General features: G+C 54.5%; 1 protein-coding gene. It reads left to right on the forward strand.

What is annotated here, in order from left to right; all coding sequences use genetic code 11:
- The first annotated feature begins 82 nt into the window (after positions 1–82).
- Complete coding sequence (locus H1B37_RS32630; protein WP_182871455.1) at positions 83–1,330, forward strand: IS110 family RNA-guided transposase; 1,248 nt, start codon at positions 83–85, stop codon at positions 1,328–1,330.
- Positions 1,331–1,900 lie beyond the last annotated feature (570 nt).

Raw genomic sequence — 1,900 nt, forward strand, 5'->3', positions numbered from 1 at the left:
GGAGAGATGCTATGAGTCGAAAGACGAGGTCGCAGATGCGATACTCTGGGTTTGTTCTTCACGCAAACTTTAGGAGCGTAACATGACTGCGACCCCGCAAAATCAGTGTATCACCCGCCCGAACTGCCTGTATATCGGGCTTGAACTTTCCGAAAGAACCTGGGTGGTTGCCTTTTCGGATTCACTGGGCCGCAAGCCCAGCGTCAAGAGTATGCTCTCGGGAAATTTTGAAAAACTTGAAGCCGAGATTCTCCGCGCAAAACAACGCTTCGGGCTTGATGAAGACTGCCCCGTGGCGTGTTGCTACGAATCCGGACGCGACGGATTCTGGGTCCATCGATGCTTAGTTGCCAACGGGGTCGAAAACTCGATCGTTGACGCAGCCTCGATCCAGGTCAATCGAAGAAAAAAACGGGCCAAAACCGATCGCATTGATGCCTCCAAGATCGTCGCGGCGTTGATTCGCAAGCTCAGCGGTGACATGTTCGCATGTCAGATGATTCACATTCCAAGCCACATTGACGAGGACGAACGAATGTTGAATCGAGAAATGCGTATCTTGAAGAAGGAGCGTACTGCGCACATCTGCCGGATCAAATCGTACCTCAACGGACAAGGCATCAAGAGCGTCACCATCACTGCCGACTTTGAAGCCAATCTCGCTAAGTTTCGGACCGCCGATAATCGTCCCCTCATGCCAAGGCTCCAAGCGTCCCTGACGCGAGAATTCAAACGGATTCAACTCGTCAACGAGCAGATCCGTGACTTACAAGCTGAGCAGGCCAACTTGATTCGAGCCGCTATCAAAGCCGACGCTGCTCAGGAGAATGAAAACCTGGACAAACAACCGGAATCCCCTTCACGCACCGCAACCCTGGCCGCCAAACTGATTCAGCTTTGCGGGGTCGGTCCGGTTTTGTCCTGGACACTTGCTTCGGAACTTTTTTCATGGCGCAACATCAAGAACAACAAACAACTCGCCGCCTTGGTCGGTCTGGTCCCGACGCCGCACGACAGTGGCGATAGCAGCAAAGAGCAAGGCATCAGCAAAGCCGGACGCGGTGAACTGCGTGTCTTGATGATCGAAGCCGCTTGGGGCTGGCTCCAGTTTCAGCCGCAAAGCGAGCTTTCAAAATGGTATCACGCTAAGTTCAACGATGGCACCAGCAGGAACAAGAAGCGTGGGATCGTGGCGTTGGCTCGAAAGTTACTCATTGCGTTGCGGAAGTTTTTGATTGACGAGGAAATACCCGCGGGCGCGAAACTGAGCGGGCAATTGTCGTTTGCCCGTTCGCCTTCGTTGATTCCCCGGCCGCTCCCATCAGCTTGACCCAATCGAGACATGTTTCAAACACCCCTTTTTGATTGACCGAACCGCTGACTTGCAGGAGTCCCTCAGCTCACCCAAGCCAAATGCATTGACAAGAAAGTAAGACACAACACGAATCCGGTGACGGGTGCCGTTGCTTCCCCAGGGGAGCCTTGCCGGCTCCTGTTGGAGAGATGGGTTACCCGTCGTCGGATCTCGTTGCCGAACGTTCGCGAACGAACGAAAACGGCATTAGGTTTAACGGGGGCCATGGGACCATGGTCCACTGTGACGGATAGAAGGTTGTCATCGACGCGTTTACCGCGTCAACGCGCGCAACGAGATGCCGGATCAAGTGTTGACTTACAAACGGAAGTGCGAACAAGCCTGGGTTCACGAGGCGACATCTGATGCGGCGGGAACTCCGGATCGACGAAAAGCCCCCTCGCCATCGCCGAACCGCCGCCCCTCAACGCAGCACATGCAGGGCTGGTGCGACGGCGCAAGGGGCTCACGGCAACCCTTTTTCACTATGAAAAAAACGAAAAATCACGACTTAACCCCTTGGCAAACCCGGGACCATAGAAGGGG

The sequence above is a fragment of the Stieleria mannarensis genome, from assembly GCF_014154935.1.
In the GTDB taxonomy this organism is placed as follows: Bacteria; Planctomycetota; Planctomycetia; order Pirellulales; family Pirellulaceae; genus Stieleria; species Stieleria mannarensis.

Coding starts and splice junctions, on each gene's coding strand:
- H1B37_RS32630 (WP_182871455.1), top strand. CDS start 83: ATGACTGCGACCCCGCAAAATCAGTGTATCACCCGCCCGAACTGCCTG.